The sequence below is a fragment of the Pseudomonas sp. Au-Pse12 genome, assembly GCF_021341665.1.
Taxonomy (GTDB): Bacteria; Pseudomonadota; Gammaproteobacteria; order Pseudomonadales; family Pseudomonadaceae; genus Aquipseudomonas.
Genome location: NZ_JAJTTH010000008.1, coordinates 177,767 through 197,756, shown reverse-complemented (window position 1 = coordinate 197,756; position 19,990 = coordinate 177,767). Strand labels below are relative to the sequence as shown.

The following is a 19,990-nucleotide window of genomic DNA, read 5'->3' as shown; positions in this document are numbered from 1 at the left end:
CCATTGGCCCACGCTGCTGGTATGATGCGCGGCTTTTTCCGACCCAGAGCAAATCCGCAGGCACCTTATAAAGTCTGTGCTTTGCTGTTGGAGTCGATACATTCACGGCGCCCGGCGGCGCCACGGGGAGCAGACATGCTGGAAAGGCTGTTTCAACTCAAGGCACACAACACCAACGTGCGCACCGAGATTCTTGCGGGCGTGACCACCTTCCTGGCCATGGCCTACATCCTTTTCGTCAACCCGAGCATCCTCGGCGAGACGGGCATGGACAAAGGCGCGGTGTTCGTTGCCACCTGTCTGGCGGCAGCCATCGGTTCCACCGTCATGGGCCTGATCGCCAACTACCCGATCGCCCTGGCACCGGGCATGGGGCTGAACGCCTTCTTCACCTACACCGTGGTCCTGCACATGGGCCACACCTGGCAAGTGGCGCTGGGTGCGGTGTTCATCTCGGCGGTGCTGTTCTTCCTGCTGTCGATCTTCCGCATCCGCGAATGGATCATCAACAGCATCCCCCTGCCCCTGCGCTCGGCGATTGCCGCCGGCATCGGCCTGTTCCTGGCGCTGATCGCCCTGCATAACGCCGAGATCGTGATTGCCAACAAGTCGACCCTGGTGGGCCTGGGCGACCTGAGCAAACCGGCGCCCATCCTCGCGGCCCTGGGCTTTGCCCTGATCGTGGCCCTGGAAGCCCTGAAAGTGCGCGGCGCGGTGCTGATCGGCATCCTCGCGGTGACCATCGTCTCCATTCTCATGGGCGTCACCCCGTTCGGCGGCGTGACCTCGATGCCACCGTCCCTGGCCCCAACCTTCCTGCAGCTGGACATCAAGGGCGCCCTGGATATCGGCCTGATCAGCGTGATCTTCGCCTTCCTGTTCGTCGACCTGTTCGACAACTCCGGCACCCTGATCGGCGTGGCCAAGCGTGCCGGCCTGATGGGCAAGGACGGCCACATGCCGAAAATGGGCCGGGCGCTGATCGCCGACAGCACCGCGGCCATGGCCGGTTCCCTGCTGGGCACCTCGACCACCACCAGCTACATCGAATCCGCCGCGGGCGTGAGCGCCGGTGGCCGCACCGGCCTGACCGCCATCGTGGTGGCGATCATGTTCCTGCTGGCGCTGTTCTTCTCGCCACTGGCGGCCAGCGTGCCTGCCTTCGCTACCGCACCGGCCCTGCTGTTCGTCGCTGTGCTGATGACCTCGGGCCTGGCGGAAATCGACTGGGACGACATCACCGTCGCCGCTCCTGTGGTGGTCACCGCCCTGGCCATGCCTTTCACTTACTCCATCGCCAACGGCATTGCCTTCGGCTTTATCGCCTGGACCGTGATCAAACTGCTGTCGGGCCGCGCCCGTGAGCTGAACGCGCCCCTGGTGATTCTGTCGATCCTGTTCGTGATCAAGCTCGGTTACCCCGCATGACTTTTGACGCCGCAAGCTACAACAGCCAGTTGAACGACAAGGTCGCGCGCCTGCGTGACCTGCTGGCGCCTTTCGATGCGCCCGAGCCCCAGGTCTTCGACTCGCCCTTGCAGAACTTCCGCCTGCGCGCCGAATTCCGCCTGTGGCGCGAAGCCGGTGAGCGGCACTACGCGATGTTCTCCCAGGACGACAAGCGCACGCCGATCCTCATCGAGGAGTTCCCCATCGCCAGCCAGCGCATCAACCAGTTGATGCCCCGGCTCAAGGCCGCCTGGCAAGCCAGCGCGCCCCTGAGCCACAAGCTGTTCCAGGTGGAGTTCCTCACCACCCTGGCGGGCGATGCGATGATCACCCTGTGCTACCACCGCCCGCTGGACGAGCACTGGCACAAGGCCGCGAGCCAGCTGGCCGCCGACCTCAACGTCAGCGTGATCGGCCGTTCCAAGGGCAAGCGCGAAGTCATCGGCCAGGACTACGTGGTGGAAAAACTCGACGTGGGCGGGCGCACCTTCAGCTACCGCCAGCCCGAGGGTGCCTTCACCCAGCCCAACGGCACGGTGAACCAGAAGATGCTCAACTGGGCCTATGAAGCCCTGGGCGAACGCCAGGACGACCTGCTGGAGCTGTACTGCGGCAACGGCAACTTCACCCTGCCCCTGGCCACCCGGGTGCGCAAGGTGCTGGCCACCGAGATCAGCAAGACCTCGGTGAATGCCGCGCTGAGCAACCTCAGCGAAAACGCGGTGGATAACGTCACCCTGGTGCGCCTGTCCGCCGAAGAGCTGACCGAAGCCCTGAACGACGTGCGTCCGTTCCGCCGCCTGCAGGGCGTGGACCTGAAAAGCTACGAATTCGGCAGTGTGTTCGTCGACCCGCCCCGGGCCGGCATGGACCCGGACACCTGCGAGCTGACCCGGCGTTTTGACAACATCCTGTACATCTCCTGCAACCCCGAGACCCTGGCGGCCAACATCGCCCAACTGCACGACACGCACCGCATCACCCGTTGCGCGCTGTTCGACCAGTTCCCCTGGACCCACCACATGGAATCCGGGGTCCTGCTGACCCGCCGCTGATCCGCCCTGCGTCCACCAACAGCCGTCCTCGTGACGGCTGTTGGCATTCTGGGTAAGCGATTTCCCCCACACCCTTGCGGCTACAGGGTCAGCCCTGGGGGCGAAAGTAACCGGCCAGTTGCTGCAGGTCCTGCTCGTTGAGCAGGCCGGCGTAGTACTTGAGCTGGATCCGTGCCAGCAGGTAGGCGTGCCGGGCATCCGCCAGGTCGCGGCGGGCGGTGAACAGTTGTTGCTCGGCGTCCAGCACATCCAGGTTGACCCGCTCGCCGCCGTGCACGCTTTTCTGGGTCGCGGTCACCAGGGCCTCGGCGGAGCTGACGGCCATTTCATAGGCTCGGACCTTGGCCGCGGCGCTGGTGTTGAGGTTGAACTGCTTGCGCAGCTCGTTGAGGGTGGTGGCGGTCTTGGCATCCAGCTCGTATTGCGCCTGAGACAGCTGGCTGGCCGCTTGGCGGGTCGAGGCCGATACCGAGCCACCGGCAAACAGCGGCAGGCTGACCTGGATGCCCACGGTGTTGGTGTCGTATTTCTGGTTGTAGGCGCTTTCCGAGTCAGAGCTGGTCTGCCGGCTGCTGGCGTACACACTCACCTTGGGCAGGTGCCCGGCGCGCTTGCGCTCCACTTCGTACTCCGCCACTCGCAGTGCCTGCTGTTGGGACGCCAGGTCCGGGTTGTTGGCCATGGCCAGGTCGCGCCAGCTGTCGAAGCGATTGGGCAGCAGCGGCTGGATCTGGAACTGCCGGGTCAGCGGGTCCAGTTCGTCGATCTGCAACGGTTCGCCGACTATGGCTTGCAGCTCGCGCAGGGCCGCATCCTGCTGGTCCTGGGCCTCGATCTCCTGCGCCAGGGCCAGGCTCAGCCGGGCCTGGGTCTCCAGCACATCGGTGCGGGTGCCCTCGCCGCCCTTGAGCAGGCGCTCGTTGAGCTGCAAGCGTTCGGCGTAGGCACGCTTCTGCGCCCGGCTCAGTTCGATGCGTTCCTGGGCCAACAGCGCCTGGCTGTAGGCACTGAGCAGGCGCACCGCCAGTTCCTGGCTCTTGCCGCGAAAGCGTTCGTCGGAAAACAGCGCCTGGGCCGAGCCCTGGCGGTAGCGCGCATAGGCTTCATAGTCCAGCAGCGGTTGCTGCAGGGTCAGGGTCGAGGCGTAGCTGCGGTAGTCCCGGTCATTGGTGACATCACCACGGACCGTTTCCTGGGTCACTTCGGACTGGTTGCGCGAGTTGTTGTAGCTCCAGGACAGGTTCGGCAGCAGTCCGGCACGGCCGATGGCGCGGTTCTCTTCCCCGGCATCGCGTTCCTTGATCGCCGCCTGGAAGGTCGGGTCATTGCGCAAGGCCAGGTCATAGGCATCGAGCAAGCCCAGGGCCTGGGCCGACGGGCTGCCCAACAGGCACAGCAGGGGCAGGTAGCACCAGGCTCGAATCATTCTTCCACCAACGCCATGTGAGTCCGGTCCAGCAAGGGCTTGAACAGGTAATTGAGCATCGAGCGTTCGCCGGTACGGACGAAGGCTTCCACCGGCATCCCCGGGCGGATCTGCAAGCCCTGCAACTGCTGCATGCCCTGGGCGCTGACCGTGGCGCGCAGGGTGTAATAGGGCTCCTCGCTGCGCTCATCCACTTGCCGGTCGGCGGACACCAGGGTCACCTCCCCCGGCACCCTGGGCGTGGTGCTCTGGTTGAAGGCCGAGAACATCAGCTCCACCGGCAGCCCCGGGTGCACCTTGTCCACCAGCTGCACCGGCACCCGCGCCTCCACCAGCAGCGGCTCGTCCTGGGGCACGATGTCCATCAGCGGCTGGCCCGGCTTGATCACCCCACCTTCGGTGTAGACCTCCAGCCCCACCACCACCCCGGCCGCCGGGGCGCGCACCTGGCTGTTGGCCAGTTCGAACTCGGCGGACGCCAGGCGATTGCGCAGGTCTTCAGTGCGCACCCGGGTATCGGCCAACTGGCTGCGCAGGTCTTTCTGGAAATCTTCCGTGGACTGGCGGATGCGCAGGCGCAATTCGAGGATCTGCCGCTGCAACTGGCCGATGCGGCCGAAGTCCTCGGCGATCGAGCCGTCGATCTGCGCGTACAGGCGCTCGCTGTCCAGCAGCCGGTTACGCGGGATGTAGCCGTCCCGGGCCAGTTCCCGCAGGCCTTGCAGCTGTTCGTTCAAGGCACTGCGCTGTTGCCGCTTGCTGGCCTGGGAATCCCGAGTACCGCGCAACTGCGCCTCGGAGCCGGCGATGGTTTCGGCGATCCCTTGCTGCTCCATGGCCAGGGCCTGGCGCCGGCTGCTGAACAGCTGCCGTTGCAAGGCCAGGCTGGCGGCCACGTCCGGCTCATGCGCCAGGGCCTGGAGCTGCGGATCGAAGACGATATCCGTGGCGCCCTCACGCTCGGCATTCAACCGCGCCTCGCTGGCCAGCGACCCCAGGTACTGGCTGCGCAGGGACTGCATCTGGGTGCGCAGCGGGGTTTCGTTGAGGCGCAGCAACACCTGCCCGGCACTGACCCGGTCGCCTTCCCTGACCTCGATCCGCTCGACGATGCCGCCGCCCTGATGCTGTACGGTCTTGCGATGGCCCGAGACCATGACCTTGCCCGACACCGCCACACCCTTGTCCAGCGGCGCCAGGGCGGCCCAGCCGATGAACCCGGCAAAGCCCCCCAGCACCAGGATCCAGCCGAGCCGCGAATACTTCTTGTCGTCCAGGGACAACACATTGCTCGCAGCCGGCCCGGTAACCGGCGCCGCAGGGCCTGTGGATAAGTTCGCCTTCATGCTTTTTTCCCTTCGCCGCCGGCCACGCCCAGGCGGTAGTTCATGTTCAGGCTGGCCACCGGGCTGCTCGCCGGATTGCTCATCGGTACAGCCGGCGGCGGCGCGGCCTTGGCCTTCTGGTTCGCTTCCAGCACCCGCGCCGTAGGGCCGTAGGCCTGCAACTGGCCGTCGCGCAGGATCATCAACTGGTCGGTGAAGGTCAGCACGTTGGGCTTGTGGGTGATCAGCACCAGGGTCCGCTGCCGTTGCTTGAGCTGGCTGATGGCCTGCAACAGCGCCTGCTCGCCGGCCTCATCGAGGTTGGAGTTGGGCTCGTCGAGCACGATCAGCGCCGGCAGGCCGTACAGCGCCCGGGCCAGGCCGATGCGCTGGCGCTGGCCACCGGACACCCCGGCACCGCCCTCGCCAAGGCGCGTGTCATAGCCCTGGGGCAGTTGCAGGATCAGTTCGTGCACCCCGGCCATTTGCGCGGCCTGCAGCACTTGATCCGAATCCAGTTGGCCAAACCGCGCGATGTTCTCGGCGATGCTGCCGGCGAACAGCTGGATGTCCTGGGGCAGGTAGCCGATATGCGGGCCCAGTTGCTGCTTGTCCCACTGGGCCAGGTCCGCGCCATCCAGGCGCACCTTTCCCGTCAGGGGCGTCCAGGCACCCACCAGCAGCCGGGCCAGGGTCGACTTGCCACAACCGGAAGGGCCGATCACCCCCAGCACCTGGCCGGCCTCCAGGGTGAAACCCAGGTTGCTCAGGGCCGGGCGCCGGCTGCCCGGGGCACAGGCACTCAGTTGCTCCACGCTCAACCGGCCCTTGGGCGTGGGCAGGTTCATACGCGCCGGGCGTGGCGGGTTGGCCTGCAACAACTCGGACAAACGCTCGTAGGCCAAACGCGCCGAGCTCCATTGCTTCCATACCGCAATCAACTGGTCGATGGGGCTGAGCACCCGGCCCATGAGGATCGAGCCGGCGATCATCATCCCCGGGGTGATCTGGCCCTGCACCGCCAGCCACGCGCCCAGGCCCAGGACCAGGGACTGCAAGGCCATGCGCACGCCCTTGGACCAGGCGCTGATGGTGGCGGTCTTTTCGCTGGCCAGGTTCTGCTGGGCCAGAAAGCCCTGGTGGCCGACAAACCAGCGCTCGCGCAGGGCGCCGAGCATGCCCATGGCTTCGATCGCATCGGCATTGCGCAGGTTGGCCGTGGCCTGCTGGCTGGTGATGATCGACAACTGGCTGGCCTGGGCCAGCGGCGCCTGGCAGATGTGCTGGTTGATCCAGGCCAGCACCACCAGCAGCACGGCGCCGGCCAGGGCCAGCAGGCCGAGCCAGGGGTGAAAAAGGAAAATCACCAGCAGGTAGACCGGAAACCAGGGCGCATCGAAGAACGCGAACAAGGCGTTACCGGTGGCGAACTGGCGCAGCGCGGTCAGGTCGTTCAGGGCCTGGCCGGCAGCCTGGGGGCTGCCCTTGAGCTGGGCCTCGAACGCGGCGTCATACACCCGCTGGTTCAGGCGCATGTCCATCTGCGTGCCGAGGCGAATCACCAGCTGGCTGCGCACCCACTCCAGCGCGCCCATCAGACCGAACAGGCCGAGGATCATCAGCGTCAGCATCAGCAGGGTCATCTGATTGCCCGAGGCCAGCACCCGGTCGTAGACCTGCAGCATGTACAGGGCCGGGGCCAGCATCAGCAGGTTGATCACCGCCGAGAACAGGCCGATGTTGAAGAAGCCGCCCTTGTAGGCCTTCAGGGCCGCCAGCGTCTCGGAAGCGGCAAGTGGGTTCGGCCGGCTCATCAAGGTGTCCTGTGCAGAATTTAGGGATACACGACCTTCCGCCCAGGCAGGGCGGAACAACAAGAGGCGCGCCCGGCGCGTTGACAGGCACCACGGCGCTCCCCAGAATTTGCCACCGCCGCCGCCCTGGCCTTCGAAAACTCGGGCGACGGAGGTGAGTCAAGCCAGCGAATGGAGGAGCGATCCTGCATTCGCTTTTTTATGCCTCAAACCAGCACTCAGGCGGCCAGGGCCCAGTCCTGGGCCACGTCCTGCACGCCCACCAGGCCGATATCGGCAGCGGCTGCGGCAGCCGGGGTGACGTGGGCAACGCCGGCGGCGGCCAGGTCGTCGAAGGTCGAGTTCAGCGACAGGCTTGGGTCGATCGCCTTGAGCAGGGCGTCGATTTCACCGGCCAGGGCCGAGCTGTCGCCGCTCATCAGGCCGTAGACCACCTTGTGCACTTCACCTGCACGGCCTTCTTCCTTCAGGCTGTTGAGGCCCAGGTTGGTGAAGCTGACTTCCTGGCTGACCAGGTGGTAGTTGCTGCCCGAACCACCGGCGAGGGTGTCGCCCAGGGAGATCGTGTCCACCGAGCCCCACAGGGTATGGCTCGGGTTGCTGAACAGGGTGTAGTGCAGGTTGCCATCGGCGACGAAGGCGGCGTCGCTGGCGGTGCTCTTGATCGCGTACTGGGTGCCGTCGAACGGGCCCGGGTTGAAGCCACCGGTGTTGGTGCCATCGACCACTTCGCCTGGGCGGTGGTTGACGTCACCGAAGTAGGCCGACCAGTCAGTCAGGTATTGCGCAACAGTATTACCGCCGTAGGTAGCGCTGTAAGAGATCGAAATGCTCATGCAAAACTCCAATACATTAGGGGGGTCATTGCCGCAGCACGCCAGTGCCTGCTGCGGTTTTGCCCATCAACGGGCAAAAGCGTTCAGAACTGATATTCCACGGTGCCCTGCAGGGTCCGGCCGCGGCCGAGGGTGAAGGCCAGGACATCGCCGAGGGGCACCAGGTAGGCGCGGTCGGTGACGTTTTCCATGGCCAGGCGCAGGGTCAGTTCTTCAGTGGCCCGGTAGCTGCCATACAGGTCGTAGACGGTGTAGGGCTTCCAGTCGGCCGGGTAGACGCCGGTCTGGCTCACGGTGCCGGTGGCGGAACCGGCGATCGAGTAGCCGGCGCTGTAGCGGGCCCGGGCGCCGATATCCAGCTTGCGTTCGAAAAAGCGCGCACCCAGGGTCAGGGTGCCGCGGTCCATGGGCATGTGTTCGGCCGAACCGAGGATCGCGGCATTGCAGCGGCTGGCCTGGTTGGCGGCCTCATCGGGGCGCATGCCGGTGACGATCGCGCCACGCCCGGTGCCGCTCTTCACCGGCTGGGTCACGCCTCCCAGCCAGGCGACTTTCGTGCAGAAATCGTTGTCGCCGATCATGTGCGTGTAGTTCAGCTGGCCGTAGGCGCGGCCGGCGTCATAGTCCAGCTGGTATTCCACGCCCTTGAAGCGGGTACTGCTGAGGTCGTTGACGTAAGCGCTGTTGCCGATGCCGGGTGAACCGTAGCCGGGCGGCTGCACGCCCATGGCCATATAGATGAAGTCGTCGACCCGAGTATCGAAGTAGGCCACCTTGATTCCCAGGCGGTCATCGTTGAACCAGAGGTTTTCCTTGAACACGTTGACCCCCGCTTCCCAGGTGGTGGAACGCTCCGGCTTGAGAAAAGGGTTGGGGAAGGTGCTCTCCGAGCCGCCGCCGTGGGGCCGGCCGGTGATCATGGTTTCGGTCACCGCCGGTGGCCGCCAGCCCTTGCCGTAGCTGGCGAACAGCTGCAGCCACTCGACCCCGGGCTTGACCGACAGGCCGAAGGTCGGCGAGAAGCGCCCTTCCTGGTTGTCGATGTCGTAGGCCACCGGCACCGAGACCTGCTGGGGCGTCTTGCCGATCACGAAGGTGCGGGTGTTGATCCCGGTCTCGCCCCGCAGGCGGTAGCGGTCATAACGCAGCCCGGCATTGAGGTTCAGCCAGCCGTCGTAGTCGAAATCCAGCCGCGTGAACAGGCTGCCCAGGGCCCGGTCGCCCTCGGGGGTCATGCTCGCCGCCGGCGAGGCGCTGACCGCCGACCCCTTGGGCACCGGCTGGCTGGAGTCGGGGCGGACCTTGTCATAGAAGAACTCCAGCCCGTAGTTGGCCTTGAGCGTGGCCAGCTCGCCCAGGGTCAAGGTCGAGGTGTTCTGCGCCTGCGCGCCATAGGTGTCGGTCTGGTAGGTGATCGAATAGCCGGGGCTGCTGCGGCGGGTCAGGGTGCTCTGGTCGTTGCTGTTGTCGACGTAGTAGAGCTTGGCCTTGAAATCGATCAGCGGGTTGTCCGGGGTGTAGCTGTAGTCGAGCCCGAAGTTCTGCGAATGCACCTTGCTGCTGCCGAGCTTTTCCCAGAGCCGATCCTGGTTCTCGGTGTTCATCATGTTGGCGTCGTCGTAGGACACCTCGGTGGTCAGGTAGCTCAGTTGCAGACGCTGGTCCTGGGGCAGGTTGAGCCCCAGTTTGGCCAGGCGCGAGCGCATCACTGAAGCCGAATAGGCCACCTTGGAGTGCTTCACCCGGTCATTGATCGACGGGTCCATCCAGCTGCCGGTGCGCAATTCACCGATGCCGCCCTTGGTTCCCGGCTGGTAGTCGCCCAGGTGCCGCTCACTGGCGGCCAGCAGCATGTCCCAGGCTTCGGTGCCGATGGCAAAGGCGGAGCTGCCGATGAAATGAGTGCCGTTGCTGCGGCCGCCCAGGCCCGTGGTCAGGCGGATCCGGCCGCCGATCTCCTGGCCGGGCTTGAGCAGGTCGCGGGCTTCGAGGGTGCGAAAGTTGGCGACCCCGCCGATCACCCCGGCGCCGCCCATGGTCGAGGTCGCGCCCTTTTCCACCACCACGTCGGAGAGCAGTTCGGGGTCGACATAGAGGGTGCCGTTGCGCTGCTGGTGGCCGCTTTGCTGATAGTTCTGGCGCATGCCGTCCACCGACATGTTGACCCGGCCATAGTCCTGCAGGCCGCGGATGTTCACCGACAGGCCAGGGTCCTGCTGGCTGACGGCCGAGTACACGCCGGAGGTTTCCTCCAGCATCTCGGCGGCATGCCGCGGTGGATTGCGATCCAGTTGCTCGCGGCCGACCATGCTCACCGAGCGCGGCGCGTTGTATACCCAGTCGCTCTGGCGGCCTTCGAGGTCAGCGGAAACCGTGGTGGGGGCCAGGGCCAGGGCGCCATCACGCGCGGCTTCCACCCGGCTCAGGGTCACCTGGCGCTCACCGGTAAAGCGGTACTCCACCGGGGCATTGCCCAGCAGGCGGGCCAGCCCTTCCTCGGCGCCGTAGCGCCCCTTGAGTGGCGAACTGTGCAAGCCATGCAGGCGCAGGCTGTCGAACAGCACTTGCACCCCGGCCTGCTCGGCAAACAGCAGCACGGCACTGCCCAGGGCCTGGGCGGGAATATCGAAATCCAGCTCGCGTGGCTGCTGGACACTCTGCGGGGCTACGCCGACAGGCTCCGCCGCGTGCAGCAAACCGCTTCCCGCCAACAGTCCTGCTACGCCCAAGTGGATGGCCAGGGCCAACCGGCTTGCGGCGTGAACTCCAGTGCGACTGCCTACCCTCATGTCCCTGATTCCTGCGCTGGCTATTTTTGTTTATGCGAATGCATCTCAATTAGCTAGACGTGCCAGGCAGGAAAACTCAGTAAGGTTTTTTCCAATTATTTTGCACAAGGGTGGAAAAAGGCCCGCAGGCCTCAGTAAATCAGGCTGACGCCGGCCAGGTCGAAACGCTGCACCTGCAGCTCCTGCGTCAGGGTGACCAGGGCCGCATCGAGCATGTCCAGGCGGAAGACCCCACTGACCTGCCGCTGGGCCAGCTCGCTATTGGTCAGCACCACCCGCCCGGGGCGATAGCGATTGAGGCGCTCCACCACCACGCCCAGAGGCTGGCGATCGAACACCAGCACACCGCGCCGCCAACTGGTGGCTCGTTGCAGATCGAGCCCGTCGAGGGCTACCACGCCTGACTGCGGGTCATAGCGCACGCTCTGCCCTTCCTGCAGAACCCGCTCGCCAGTGCCACGCTGCGCCGGGGCATCCAGGCTCACCGCGACACTGTGCTGCAACACCCCGACCCAGGCTTGCTGGTCGCTCTCGCGACCGACCACGAAACGGGTGCCCAGGGCCCGGGTCTGGCCACCAGCACTGCGCACGATGAAGGGACGTTTTTCCTCGCCAGCCATGGGCGCCACGTCAAACACCGCGGAACCGGCCAACAGCTGGACCTGGCGTTTCTCGTCGCTGAAATCCAGGCGAATGGCACTGCCCGAATCCAGCTCCACGGTGCTGCCATCGGCCAGTTGCACGCTGCGCACCTGGCCTTTTCCAGTCAGGTAGTCGGCTTGCAGGTACAGCAGCGCCTGCGGCCCTTGCAGCCAGCCCAGAGCAACCGCCAGCACCAGCACGGCCGCGCTGGCAACTCGTGGCAGGCGTCGGCGGCGCGGTCGATGCTGCGCCGTCGCCGGCCGGCCGGCCTGACGCCGTGGCGCCGCCGTGCCACCCAGCTCCGGGTCCAGACGCAGCTCTCCCAGGGCCTCCCAGGTCTGCCGGGCAAACGCCAGGGCCTCGGAGTGACGCGGGTCGGCAGCCTGCCACTGGGCAAGCTGCGCCTGCTCGACGGCGCTCAGCCCTCCCGCCTGCAAACGCACCGCCCAGTCGGCGGCGGCCTCGGTGATACTGCGCTCTTGCGGACCCTGGCTATTCACGTGTGAATCTCGATTTCTCGTTATATATAAGCAGTGACGTCTGACCCCGACTTTTACCGTAACTCACTCGTCAACCGGCCGACCGTCGGTAGCCTGCAGGCGTTGCATCACATAAGCCAGTGCCCGGGCCAGGTGCTTTTGCACCGAGCTGTCGGAAATGTTCAGGTGCCGGGCCACCTCGGCGTGGGTCATGCCTTCGATACGGTTCAGGCGAAAGATTTCCTGGGTCCGCGGGGGCAGCTCCGTGATCGCCTGTTTCAGTGCCTTGCGCTGTTGCTGCGCCATCGCCTGAGCCTCCAGCCCGGCCGCCTCATCCTCGATCTCAGCCAGCACTTCATGGGGCACGGTCTCGGTCTTGCGCCGCGCTTCCTGACGTACATGGTCGATCAGCAGGTTGTTCGCCGTGCGGTAGAGATAGCCCTGGGAGTTGTCGATACGCTCGCCGCGCCGATGCTCGGCCAGCCGCAGGAAGCTTTCCTGCACCAGATCTGCGGCCAACTGCGGGTCCCGTACCTTGCGCGCCAGATACCCACGCAAGGCAGCGGCATGCTTGAGAAACAGTCCCTTGAGATCCACGTCCGACAAACCGACTCCCTGGAACATGAAGGAAATTGCCGGGCATCTTAAAGTCAGTCGAGAATGATTTTCAATTGATATCAACATTCATTAGCGCTGGGTCACGACGGCTGCCGGCTCTGTACCAGGCCTAGGCCGGCGCCTCGACCTTGCGCGGCCGGCCACCCTTCTTGCCGTTAAGGCGTGCCGCCCGAGTCTTGGCCGCGCTGCTTTGCCGACCATTGCGGGACGCGACCAACTGGGTCGCCAGTTTCATCAGCGGCTCGCTGGCGGACAGCAGCCCGACAATCGACACCTGCAGATCCACGGCTTCATGGCACACCGCCGTGGCGGAAAAACCCAACTGCAGTTGCTGCAATTGGGTGTCGCTCAGCGCCGCCAGCTCCGGGTAGTTTTCCACCGGCAAATGAATCGAGCTGCCGTCGGCAAAGCCCAGGCACAGGCACCCGGACGCATAGCTCAAGGTGCTGACTTGCAAACCCGCTTCCCGACGCGCCTCACCGCGTTCGACCGCTTGCTCCAGCAACGCCTGGGTCAAGGGCACATCGACAGGCACTTCTGCCTTGATGATTTTCATAGTTCGATCTCCACCCCTTGCGCCGCGCCCACCAGGGTCAGGCGAGTCAGGTTTCGTTGTTCCTCATAGTGCGCCGACTCAATCAGGTAAACCGTGCAGCCGGTGCTTGAACGTTCAACCACAGCGTTCGCTTGCCAATCCCACAACTGCTGCTCAAGGCACAGGGTGTGCAACTTGCGCCACCAGATACGCCGGGCCAGATGCACTCGCTGCGCCAAGGCCTGGCGCAAGCCCTCAAGGACAGCCAACGCCGGGCGGCGGCCAAGGGGGACAACGTCCCAGAGCTCGACACTGTTGTGCCAGAAGCTGAATCGAAAACGGGCACTCCAACGACCGCCATCCACATGCACGTGGGGTGGGCAATGTTCATCACGCAACATCACGACGACCGCATAGCCCTTGTAAACGAACACTTTCATACTAACCCATCCGTTAGGTTATTGAGTTCAAGAACTCATGTTTCCATGATTAATCCGACCGCCGGCCTGAACTGGCAGCAGGCGATGACCTGCTTGAGGTTAGCCCCGGAGAAGGCCAGGAAAGCCTCCAGGCAGCCGCAAAGTCGTCAGCATTTATTGCCGGGCCAGGCCTTGCCACGCTCATCGCCCATAACAGCGTTCGATTATCGAACACTTAATCAGCCTTCCCGGCCTCGCCTCTCGGCCATCAATTGACCAAATTAACCAGTTAGTACAATTTACCTTCCCAGTGCCTCGTACCTTCTCCCGAGGCTGACAATAACAACGGAGATCTACCCCCATGCGTCCTATCGTTCTGGTGCTCAACGGCCCGAACCTGAACCTGCTCGGCACTCGTGAACCGGCGACTTACGGCCACGAAACCCTGGCCGATGTCTCTGCCTTGTGCGGCCGTGCCGCCGAGGAATTCGGCCTGGCCGTGGAGTTTCGCCAGACCAACCACGAAGGCGAATTGCTCGATTGGATCCACGCCGCCCGTGGCCGCTGCGCCGGCATCGTGATCAACCCTGCCGCCTGGACTCACACCTCGGTGGCGATCCGCGATGCGCTGGTAGCCAGTGAACTGCCGGTGATCGAAGTGCACCTGTCCAACGTCCATGCCCGCGAACCCTTCCGCCATCACTCCTTTGTCTCGGGCATTGCCCTGGCGGTGATGTGCGGCTTTGGCAGCCACGGTTATCGCCTGGCACTGGAACACTTCAGCCTGCGGCTCAAGGAGCAACGCGCATGAGCAAGCACACTGGCGTACTCGCCGGGCTGATCGGCGCCGGCATCCAGGCTTCGCGCACCCCGGCCCTGCATGAACACGAAGGCGACGCGCAAAACCTGCGCTACCTGTATCGGCTGATCGACCTGGACCAGCTGGGGCTCGACAGCAGCGCCCTGCCCGATCTGCTCAACGCTGCCGAGCGGATGAACTTCACCGGGCTGAACATCACCTTTCCCTGCAAGCAAAGCATTCTGCCGCTGCTGGACGAACTGTCCCCCGAGGCGCGCGGCATTGGCGCGGTCAACACCGTGGTACTCAAGGACGGCAAACGGGTTGGCCACAACACCGACTGCCTGGGTTTTGCCGAAGGGTTCCGCCGTGGCCTGCAAGGCGTGGCCAGACGGCATGTGGTGCAAATGGGGGCCGGCGGCGCCGGTGCCGCCGTGGCCCACGCGCTGCTCAGCGAAGGCGTGGAGCAGCTGAGCATTTTCGATGTGGAGCCGCAGCGGGCACAGAGCCTGGCAGACAACCTCAACCAGCATTTCGGCAGCGGCCGGGCCAGGGCTGGCGGCGATCTGGCGAGCGTCCTGGCAAGCGCCGATGGCCTGGTCAATACCACGCCCATGGGCATGGCCAAGCTGCCGGGCATGCCGGTGCCGGTGGAGTTGTTGCGCGCGCAGCTGTGGGTGGCCGAGATCGTCTACTTCCCGCTGGAAACCGAATTGCTGCGCAACGCCCGCGCCCTGGGTTGCCGGACCCTGGATGGCGGCACCATGGCGGTGTTCCAGGCGGTCAAGGCGTTCGAGCTGTTCAGCGGCCAAAGCGCCGACCCGCAACGGATGCTGGCGCACTTCCACAGCATGAACGGCTGAGATGCGCCTGTAGCCGCTGCCGCAGGCCGCGGCTACAGGTACTGCGTTTACTCGGACTTGAGCTGCAAGCGCGAAAGCAAACCGATCAGCAGCACGTTGAAGAGAATCATCAGCAGGCTGCCAAGCAGGCCGACCAGGCTGATCAGCGAACTCGGCAGCCAGTCAAAGACGCTGAGCCCGGTGAGGGACAACAGGCGCTCGCCGAACCAGAACGTGTCGACCACGATCATCATGATCAGGATGATTTTCAGGGTTGGAACAGGATTACCCATGGTGCCTTCCTTGTCGCGGGGGGGGGGTTGTAGGAGCCGGGGTGGCGAGAGCGATCTTACGGGCGCTTTGGCTGGCAAGCCAGCTCCTACGGGCAAGGGCGTCAGGCTTGCAGGTAGCGCAGCACCGACTCGCAGATCATCTCCCGGTGCCGTTGCTTGATGCCTTCATCCGGCAGGTCGATCTGGAAGATCTCGCCAAAGGTGTGGCGGTTCGAGACCCGATAGAAACAGAACGAGCTGATCAGTAAATGCACGTCCAGCGGGTCCAGGCCGCTACGGAACACACCTTCCTGCGCGCCACGCTCGAGAATCTCGCCCAGGGCATGAAGGATGGTGTTGTTCATCGCCTTGATCACGCCGGACTGCTTCACGTACTCGGCCTTGTGAATGTTCTCGATGCTGACGATGCGCACGAAATCGACGTTGCGGTCGTGGTGGTCGAAGGTGAACTCCACCAGCCGGCGAATCGCCTCCTGCGGCGCCAGTTCCGCCAGGTGCAGGCGGCTCTCGGTGCTGCGGATATCACCGTAGAGTTTCTCCAGCACCTCGACGTACAGCTGTTCCTTGCTGCCGAAGTAGTAATAGATCATGCGCTTGGAGGTGTGGATGCGCTCGGCGATCGCATCCACCCGCGCGCCGGACAAGCCCTGCTGGACGAACTCGACAATGGCTTCTTGAAGGATGTTCTCGCGGGTCTTTTCCGGGTTGTTCTTGCGACTCTTGCGCGGTTCGAGAGCAGGCTCATCGGGCGCAATCGAGCGTTCACTGGTCATTGTCATTCTGGGCTCACGGCCATCACTGCACACGCGGGCGATTATGGGCCGCGTCCTGTCGCGAAAGAAAGCACAGAGGCGGTGGATTGCCGCCTCAGGTTACCAATCCGCTACAACTTGGCCTGGCGCACCGCGCCGCTGCGGGACTTGGCCATGGCCGCCAGGCGCACCGCGACGTTGGCCGCGCCATACCCGGCGTAACCGTTCTTGCGCTGGATGATCTCGAAGAAAAAGCGCCCTTCGAAGGGTTCGGTGTAGACATGGAACAGCTCACCGCCCTGGGCATCGCGGTCATACAGGACGTTGTAGTAAGCCAGCTCGCTGAGGAACTCATCGTCGAAATCAAAGCGCGCGGCCAGGTCGTCGTAGTAATTGAGCGGAATATCCAGCAGCGGCACCCCGGCCTCCTTGGCCCGGCTGACCTCGGCGAAGAGGTCGTCGCAGTCGAAGGCAATGTGATGCACCCCGCTGCCGCGATAGCTGGACAGCGCATGGGAGATCGCGGTGTTGCGGTTTTCCGAGATGTTCAGCGGCAGGCGGATCGAGCTGCAACGGCTGCGCAAGGCGCGGCTTTTCACCAGGCCATACGGGTCGGGCAGCACCACTTCATCGTCGGCCTCGAAGTCCAGCAGGCTCTTGTAGAACAGCACCCAGCTGTCGAGGCTGTCCGCCGGCAGGGCCATGGCCATGTGGTCGATGCGCTTGAGGCCGCCCTTGGCCTGTACCCCTTCGTACAGGTTGAAATCGGTGGCGTACAGGTGCTGGCCGCCCTGGTGCGGGTCCACCAGGTAGATCAGGCTGCCATCAGGCTCGCGCACCGCCGCCAGTTCCAGTTCGTTGGGGCCCACCAGGCCGCGATAAGGCTGGCCCTTGTAGGCGACAGCCCGCTCCAGGGCCTTGGCACTGTCCTTGACCCGGATGGCCGTGGCACACACCGACGGGCCGTGCGCCTCGAAGAAGCTGTGGGCGAAGGAATAGGGCTCGGAGTTGAGGATCAGGTTGATGTCGCCCTGGCGCATCAGGCTGACACTCTTGGAGCGATGCTGCCCGGCCCTGGCAAAACCCAGGCGCTCCAGCCAGCCGCCCAGCTTGGCGCCCAGTGCTTCGTCCACGGCGAATTCGAGAAACTCGGTGCCGCCATAGGCTTCAACCGCCGGCGGGGCGAACAGAATGTCGAGGTTGGCCACCGGCTGTGCTTCCTGCAGCAGGCGCTCGCGGGTCTTCTCCTCCAGGTACAGCAAGGAACGCAGGCCGTCGGCGGCATTGGCCCGTGGCGGCGCGGCGCGAAAACCATCGTTGAAGATTTCCAGGGACAGCGGCCCGGTGTAGCCGCTCTTGATGATCGGCGCCAGAAAGCCCGGCAGGTCGAATTCGCCCTGGCCCGGGAAGCAGCGGAAATGCCGGCTCCACTCCAGCACGTCCATGGCCAGGATCGGCGCGTCGGCCATCTGCACGAAGAAGATCTTGTCCCCCGGAATCTCGGCAATCGCCGCCGGGTCGCCCTTGAGCGAGAGGGTGTGGAAACTGTCCAGCAACACCCCCAGGCTTGGGTGATCGGCGCGGCGCACGATGTCCCAGACCTGTTGGTAGGTATTCACATGACGGCCCCAGGCCAGGGCCTCGTAGCCGATGCGCAAGCCGCGGGCGCCGGCCCGCTCGGCCAGCAAGTGCAGGTCGTCGATGAGGATCTGCCGATCCCCCAGGCTGTCCGCCTGGGCATTGCTGCACACCAGCACCAGGTCAGTGCCCAACTCCTGCATCAGGTCGAACTTGTGCTCGGCGCGTTCCAGGTTGCGCAGCAGGCGCTCGCGGCGGCAGCCCTCAAAATCCCGGAAGGGCTGGAACAGGGTGATGGCGATACCCAGGTCGGCGCACATCTGCCTGATTTCCCGGGGGCTGCCGTCGTAGTAGAGAAGGTCGTTCTCGAAAATCTCCACCCCATCGAACCCGGCGGCGGCGATGGCTTCGAGTTTTTCCGGCAGGGTGCCGCTCAGGGAAACGGTGGCAATGGAACGCTGCATGATTCAACTCCCGGGGAATGATGGCCGGTGGCGCCCGAGCCTTTTATTCGATGTTGCGGATTATTCCACAGCGTGATTTAAAGTGTACGAACCAGTTAGTTTTGTGTTCGATTATCGAACAGAATGCCGATTGGCGAATTGACGATTTTTCAGCCACTGCGCACCATCGACAGCACATTGAGCCGCCCCAAAAACCGTGGCTTCAATCACCCAGACCCAGAACACACCATAAAAAATTCAAAAATCGGGTACATCCTCATGCTTGCACTCAACGCCCCGCCCTGCTCCGCATCCCTTCGGCTCGCGCCTGGAATGGCCTCAATCGGCACCCTGGATCACGACGCGCTACACCCCTGAGCGGATCGTCGTACCTATGGCGTTCGCCGGCCCGGCATCAACGGCACGACGAACCTAACCAGCCGATCAATCACCCAGTCCACGGCTGACATGCCCCTCTGACGATTGATCACGCGCCCTTGAGTTCCGACGAGCCCCGGCTCGTCAGTCATTGAACGGATGGCCCACATGATTCCTTCCCAAAGCTCTCGCATCGCCCCGAGCCTCAGTGTTGCCGGCGGTATCGGCGACAAGATCCGCGGCGCCATGGCGGTCGGCAAGACCCGCTGGGGCATGCTCGCCCTGGTGTTCTTCGCCACCACCCTGAACTACATCGATCGCGCCGCACTGGGCGTGATGCAGCCGATCCTGGCCAAGGAAATGAACTGGACGGCGATGGACTACGCCAACATCAACTTCTGGTTCCAGGTCGGCTACGCCGTGGGCTTCGTGCTCCAGGGACGGCTGATCGACCGGGTCGGTGTGAAGCGGGTGTTCTTCTTCGCCGTGCTGCTCTGGAGCCTGGCCACCGGCGCCCACGGCCTGGCCACTTCGGCGGCGGGCTTCATGGTCTGCCGGTTCATTCTCGGGCTCACCGAAGCCGCCAACTACCCGGCCTGCGTGAAGACCACGCGCCTGTGGTTCCCGGCCGGTGAACGTGCAGTGGCCACCGGCATCTTCAACGCCGGGACCAACGTCGGTGCGATGTTCACGCCGATGCTGCTGCCGCTGATCCTCCATGCCTGGGGCTGGCAGGCGGCGTTCCTGTGCATGGCGGCACTGGGCGGCGTGTGGCTGCTGTTCTGGGGCCTGAAGTACTTCAACCCGGAAGACCACCCCAGCGTCAAAGCCTCTGAACTGGCCTACATCCAGCAGCAAGTGGAGCCCGAAGAGACCCGCGTGCCCTTCAGCCGCATCCTGCGCATGCGCGGCACCTGGGCCTTCGCTATCGCCTACTCGCTGACCGCACCGGTGTTCTGGTTCTACCTGTACTGGCTGCCGCCCTTCCTCAACCAGCAGTACAACCTGGGGATCAACGTCACCCAGATGGGCATCCCGCTGATCATCATCTACCTGACCGCCGACTTCGGCAGCGTCGGGGGCGGCATCCTCTCCTCGTTCCTCATTGGTCGCGGCATGAACCCGATCAAGGCGCGGCTGCTGTCGATGTTCCTGTTCGCCTGCTGCATCATCGGCGTGATCATGGCCGCCGGCACCGCCAACCTGTGGCTCGCGGTGTTCGCCATCTCCCTGGGGATCGGCGCCCACCAGGCCTGGACCGCCAACATCTGGAGCCTGGTGATGGACTACACGCCCAAGCACATGATGAGCACCGTGTTCGGCTTCGGCGGCATGTGCGCGGCCATCGGCGGCATGTTCATGACCCAGATCGTCGGCCACATCCTCACCGCCACCAACAACAACTACACCGTGCTGTTCACCCTGATCCCGGCCATGTACTTCATTGCCCTGACCTGGATGTACTTCATGGCCCCTCGCAAGATTCCGCAAGTAGAAGACTGATGCTCCCTTCGCGCA

At 64.4% G+C, this 19,990-nt stretch carries 17 protein-coding genes; 5 read left to right on the top strand and 12 right to left on the bottom strand.

Annotated elements, in window-relative coordinates; all coding sequences use genetic code 11:
* Positions 1–135: 135 nt before the first annotated feature.
* Together LXM55_RS22660 and trmA are read left to right on the top strand one after the other, a co-directional pair.
* Positions 136–1,428 (top strand): NCS2 family permease, encoded by a 1,293-nt coding sequence (locus LXM55_RS22660; RefSeq protein WP_233322414.1) that lies wholly within the window; start codon positions 136–138, stop codon positions 1,426–1,428.
* Positions 1,425–2,504 carry a tRNA (uridine(54)-C5)-methyltransferase TrmA gene (trmA, locus tag LXM55_RS22655; RefSeq protein WP_233322413.1) on the top strand — a complete coding sequence of 360 codons (1,080 nt, stop codon included), beginning with the start codon at positions 1,425–1,427 and terminating at the stop codon, positions 2,502–2,504. Before LXM55_RS22660 ends, trmA begins: the two co-directional genes overlap by 4 nt.
* A gap of 88 nt (positions 2,505–2,592) precedes the next feature.
* Here the strand turns inward: trmA and LXM55_RS22650 are convergent, their stop codons facing one another.
* The 9 genes from LXM55_RS22650 to LXM55_RS22610 all read right to left on the bottom strand — a co-directional run bounded on the left by LXM55_RS22650 (position 2,593) and on the right by LXM55_RS22610 (position 13,408).
* The gene (locus tag LXM55_RS22650; protein WP_233322412.1) at positions 2,593–3,930 is read right to left on the bottom strand and encodes a TolC family outer membrane protein; all 1,338 of its coding nucleotides are present in this window, start codon (positions 3,928–3,930) and stop codon (positions 2,593–2,595) included.
* Entirely contained in the window at positions 3,927–5,276 is a 1,350-nt protein-coding gene (locus LXM55_RS22645; protein ID WP_233322411.1) for an HlyD family type I secretion periplasmic adaptor subunit, read from the bottom strand. Before LXM55_RS22645 ends, LXM55_RS22650 begins: the two co-directional genes overlap by 4 nt.
* A complete protein-coding gene (locus tag LXM55_RS22640) occupies positions 5,273–7,069 on the bottom strand; it encodes a type I secretion system permease/ATPase (RefSeq protein WP_233322410.1) in 1,797 nt (598 codons plus the stop codon). Before LXM55_RS22640 ends, LXM55_RS22645 begins: the two co-directional genes overlap by 4 nt.
* A 218-nt stretch (positions 7,070–7,287) precedes the next feature.
* A complete protein-coding gene (locus LXM55_RS22635; protein ID WP_233322409.1) occupies positions 7,288–7,905 on the bottom strand; it encodes a heme acquisition protein HasA in 618 nt (205 codons plus the stop codon).
* A gap of 83 nt (positions 7,906–7,988) precedes the next feature.
* Positions 7,989–10,694 carry a TonB-dependent receptor gene (locus LXM55_RS22630; protein WP_233322408.1) on the bottom strand — a complete coding sequence of 902 codons (2,706 nt, stop codon included), beginning with the start codon at positions 10,692–10,694 and terminating at the stop codon, positions 7,989–7,991.
* Between the two features lie 131 nt (positions 10,695–10,825).
* Positions 10,826–11,836 carry a FecR family protein gene (locus LXM55_RS22625; protein ID WP_233322407.1) on the bottom strand — a complete coding sequence of 337 codons (1,011 nt, stop codon included), beginning with the start codon at positions 11,834–11,836 and terminating at the stop codon, positions 10,826–10,828.
* 63 nt (positions 11,837–11,899) lie between these two features.
* Complete coding sequence (locus LXM55_RS22620; protein ID WP_233322406.1) at positions 11,900–12,421, bottom strand: RNA polymerase sigma factor; 522 nt, start codon at positions 12,419–12,421, stop codon at positions 11,900–11,902.
* 121 nt (positions 12,422–12,542) lie between these two features.
* Positions 12,543–12,989: a DUF2442 domain-containing protein gene (locus tag LXM55_RS22615; RefSeq protein ID WP_233322405.1), complete on the bottom strand. Its 447-nt coding sequence runs from the start codon at positions 12,987–12,989 to the stop codon at positions 12,543–12,545.
* Positions 12,986–13,408, bottom strand: coding sequence for a DUF4160 domain-containing protein (locus LXM55_RS22610; protein ID WP_233322404.1), 423 nt, complete (start codon positions 13,406–13,408; stop codon positions 12,986–12,988). The genes LXM55_RS22615 and LXM55_RS22610 overlap by 4 nt, the downstream gene beginning before the upstream one ends.
* 340 nt (positions 13,409–13,748) lie before the next feature.
* Here LXM55_RS22610 and aroQ point away from each other — a divergent pair, with 340 nt between their 5' ends.
* Both aroQ and LXM55_RS22600 read left to right on the top strand, forming a co-directional pair.
* Positions 13,749–14,198: a type II 3-dehydroquinate dehydratase gene (gene aroQ / locus LXM55_RS22605; protein ID WP_233322403.1), complete on the top strand. Its 450-nt coding sequence runs from the start codon at positions 13,749–13,751 to the stop codon at positions 14,196–14,198.
* On the top strand, positions 14,195–15,049 hold the full coding sequence (locus LXM55_RS22600; protein WP_233322402.1) for a shikimate dehydrogenase: 855 nt from the start codon (positions 14,195–14,197) through the stop codon (positions 15,047–15,049). The genes aroQ and LXM55_RS22600 overlap by 4 nt, the downstream gene beginning before the upstream one ends.
* A gap of 47 nt (positions 15,050–15,096) precedes the next feature.
* Here LXM55_RS22600 and LXM55_RS22595 read toward each other — a convergent pair whose 3' ends face one another.
* The 3 genes from LXM55_RS22595 to quiC all read right to left on the bottom strand — a co-directional run bounded on the left by LXM55_RS22595 (position 15,097) and on the right by quiC (position 18,115).
* Complete coding sequence (locus LXM55_RS22595; RefSeq protein ID WP_233322401.1) at positions 15,097–15,321, bottom strand: hypothetical protein; 225 nt, start codon at positions 15,319–15,321, stop codon at positions 15,097–15,099.
* 101 nt (positions 15,322–15,422) lie between these two features.
* Positions 15,423–16,100 (bottom strand): TetR/AcrR family transcriptional regulator, encoded by a 678-nt coding sequence (locus LXM55_RS22590; protein WP_233322400.1) that lies wholly within the window; start codon positions 16,098–16,100, stop codon positions 15,423–15,425.
* Positions 16,101–16,204: 104 nt separating this feature from the next.
* Complete coding sequence (gene quiC, locus LXM55_RS22585) at positions 16,205–18,115, bottom strand: 3-dehydroshikimate dehydratase QuiC (RefSeq protein WP_233322399.1); 1,911 nt, start codon at positions 18,113–18,115, stop codon at positions 16,205–16,207.
* Between the two features lie 525 nt (positions 18,116–18,640).
* Here quiC and LXM55_RS22580 point away from each other — a divergent pair.
* Positions 18,641–19,975 (top strand): MFS transporter, encoded by a 1,335-nt coding sequence (locus LXM55_RS22580; protein WP_233322398.1) that lies wholly within the window; start codon positions 18,641–18,643, stop codon positions 19,973–19,975.
* Positions 19,976–19,990 lie beyond the last annotated feature (15 nt).

Bases quoted from the DNA above. Each gene is read 5' to 3' on its own strand.
- LXM55_RS22660 (WP_233322414.1), top strand. From the start codon at position 136: ATGCTGGAAAGGCTGTTTCAACTCAAGGCACACAACACCAACGTGCGC.
- trmA (WP_233322413.1), top strand. From the start codon at position 1,425: ATGACTTTTGACGCCGCAAGCTACAACAGCCAGTTGAACGACAAGGTC.
- LXM55_RS22650 (WP_233322412.1), bottom strand. From the start codon at position 3,930: ATGATTCGAGCCTGGTGCTACCTGCCCCTGCTGTGCCTGTTGGGCAGC.
- LXM55_RS22645 (WP_233322411.1), bottom strand. From the start codon at position 5,276: ATGAAGGCGAACTTATCCACAGGCCCTGCGGCGCCGGTTACCGGGCCG.
- LXM55_RS22640 (WP_233322410.1), bottom strand. From the start codon at position 7,069: ATGAGCCGGCCGAACCCACTTGCCGCTTCCGAGACGCTGGCGGCCCTG.
- LXM55_RS22635 (WP_233322409.1), bottom strand. From the start codon at position 7,905: ATGAGCATTTCGATCTCTTACAGCGCTACCTACGGCGGTAATACTGTT.
- LXM55_RS22630 (WP_233322408.1), bottom strand. From the start codon at position 10,694: ATGAGGGTAGGCAGTCGCACTGGAGTTCACGCCGCAAGCCGGTTGGCC.
- LXM55_RS22615 (WP_233322405.1), bottom strand. From the start codon at position 12,989: ATGAAAATCATCAAGGCAGAAGTGCCTGTCGATGTGCCCTTGACCCAG.
- LXM55_RS22610 (WP_233322404.1), bottom strand. From the start codon at position 13,408: ATGAAAGTGTTCGTTTACAAGGGCTATGCGGTCGTCGTGATGTTGCGT.
- aroQ (WP_233322403.1), top strand. From the start codon at position 13,749: ATGCGTCCTATCGTTCTGGTGCTCAACGGCCCGAACCTGAACCTGCTC.
- LXM55_RS22600 (WP_233322402.1), top strand. From the start codon at position 14,195: ATGAGCAAGCACACTGGCGTACTCGCCGGGCTGATCGGCGCCGGCATC.
- LXM55_RS22595 (WP_233322401.1), bottom strand. From the start codon at position 15,321: ATGGGTAATCCTGTTCCAACCCTGAAAATCATCCTGATCATGATGATC.
- LXM55_RS22590 (WP_233322400.1), bottom strand. From the start codon at position 16,100: ATGACAATGACCAGTGAACGCTCGATTGCGCCCGATGAGCCTGCTCTC.
- quiC (WP_233322399.1), bottom strand. From the start codon at position 18,115: ATGCAGCGTTCCATTGCCACCGTTTCCCTGAGCGGCACCCTGCCGGAA.
- LXM55_RS22580 (WP_233322398.1), top strand. From the start codon at position 18,641: ATGATTCCTTCCCAAAGCTCTCGCATCGCCCCGAGCCTCAGTGTTGCC.